General features: G+C 61.4%; 1 protein-coding gene and 1 pseudogene. Both read left to right on the plus strand.

Annotated elements, in window-relative coordinates:
* On the plus strand, positions 1–1,328 hold a 1,328-nt coding region (gene psaA / locus NW819_RS12935; RefSeq protein ID WP_414413992.1), incomplete at its 5' end, for a photosystem I core protein PsaA.
* A 21-nt stretch (positions 1,329–1,349) separates the two neighbouring features.
* A pseudogene (psaB, locus tag NW819_RS12940) lies at positions 1,350–2,224 on the plus strand (photosystem I chlorophyll a apoprotein A2); the annotation flags it as partial.

A 2,224-nucleotide genomic window follows, 5' to 3' on the forward strand; every position in this document is an offset into this window, starting at 1 on the left:
TGTACCGCACCAACTGGGGCATCGGCCACTCCATTAAAGAGATCCTGGAAGCCCACAAAGGCCCCTTCACCGGCGAAGGCCACAAGGGCCTGTACGAAGTGCTCACCACCTCCTGGCATGCCCAGCTGGCCATCAACCTGGCCATGGTGGGATCCCTGAGCATCATCGTGGCCCAGCACATGTACGCCATGAACCCCTACCCCTACATGGGCATCGACTACGCCACCCAGATCTCCCTGTTTACCCACCACATGTGGATAGGCGGCTTCTTCGTGGTGGGGGGTGCTGCCCACGGGGCCATTTACATGGTGCGGGACTACGACCCGGCGGTGAACCGCAACAACGTGTTGGATCGGGTACTGCGCCACCGCGACGCCATCATCAGCCACCTCAACTGGGTGTGTCTGTTCTTGGGCTTCCACGCCTTTGGCTTCTACGTCCACAACGACACGATGCAAGCCCTGGGCCGTCCGCAGGACATGTTCTCGGACACCGGCATCCAACTGCAGCCCATCTTTGCCCAGTGGATTCAATCGCTGCACACTTCGGCCATTGCCAGCACGGCTCCCTATGTGGGCGCCTCGGTTAGCCCCATCTTTGGTGGCGACGTGGTGGCTGTGGGTGGCAAGGTGTCCATGATGCCGATGGTGCTGGGCACGGCGGACTTCATGGTGCACCACATCCACGCCATGACCATCCACATTACGGTGCTGATCCTGCTCAAGGGGGTGTTGTTTGCCCGCTCTTCCCGGTTGATCCCGGACAAAGGCAAATTGGGCTTCCGCTTCCCCTGCGATGGCCCGGGCCGCGGCGGCACCTGCCAGGTCTCCGGCTGGGATCACGTGTTCCTGGGGCTGTTCTGGATGTACAACTGCATCTCCATCGTGATCTTCCACTTCAGCTGGAAGATGCAGAGCGACATCTGGGGCACCGTCAACGCCGATGGCACGATTGAGCACATCACCGGCGGCAACTTTGCGGCCAGCGCCATTAACATCAACGGCTGGTTGCGGGACTTCCTGTGGGCGCAATCGGTGCAGGTGATCAACTCCTACGGCTCGGCTCTGTCGGCTTATGGGCTGCTCTTCTTGGGCGCTCACTTTGTCTGGGCCTTCAGCCTGATGTTCCTGTTCAGCGGTCGCGGCTACTGGCAGGAGCTGATTGAGTCCATCGTTTGGGCCCACAACAAGCTAAAAGTCGCTCCGGCCATTCAACCCCGCGCTCTGAGCATCATTCAGGGTCGGGCGGTCGGTGTGGCCCACTACCTGTTGGGAGGGATCGTCACCACCTGGGCGTTCTTCCTGGCACGGTTCGGCGCACTCGGCTAAGGCAAGGAGGAAGAGAGAATCATGACAACTGCAACTCGTTTTCCCCAATTCAGCCAAGACCTGGCCAGCGATCCCACCACGCGTCGGCTGTGGTATGGCATTGCCACCGCCCACGACTTCGAGACCCACGATGGCATGACGGAGGAGCGGCTTTACCAAAAGCTGTTCGCCACCCACTTTGGCCATCTGGCAATCATCTTCCTGTGGGCCTCCGGCAACGTCTTCCACATCGCCTGGCAAGGCAACTATGAGCAATGGGTAGCCAACCCCACGGGTGTCACCCCCATCGCCCACGCCATCTGGGATCCCCACTTTGGCAAGGCAGCGGTGGAAGCCTTTACCCAACCGGGGGGCGGCGGCCCCGTCAACGCGGCCTACTCTGGCCTGTACTACTGGTTCAACACCATTGGCCTGCGCACCAACGGCGATCTCTACACCGGCGCGATTGGCCTGCTGTTGTTGGCGGCAGTGTTTCTGTTTGCCGGCTGGCTGCACCTGCAGCCCCGCTTCCGGCCTAGCCTGAGCTGGTTCAAGAACGCTGAAGCCCGTCTCAACCACCACCTGGCCGGCTTGTTTGGGGTCAGTTCCCTGGCTTGGACGGGTCACCTGGTACACGTCGCCATCCCCGAGTCCCGCGGGCAGCACGTAGGCTGGGACAACTTCCTTACCACTCTGCCCCACCCGGCAGGTCTGAAGCCCTTCTTTACCCTCAACTGGGGGGTGTATGCCCAGAACCCGGACACGGCCAACCATGTCTGGGGCACGGCAGAAGGGGCGGGCACGGCCATCCTCACTTTCTTGGGTGGCTTTAACCCCAACACCCAGTCCCTGTGGCTGACGGACATGGCCCACCACCACCTGGCCATCGCGGTGATCTTCATCGTGGCCGGCCACAT

Source organism: Synechococcus sp. R8-2 (genome assembly GCF_047461715.1).
Classification (GTDB): domain Bacteria; phylum Cyanobacteriota; class Cyanobacteriia; order Thermostichales; family Thermostichaceae; genus Thermostichus.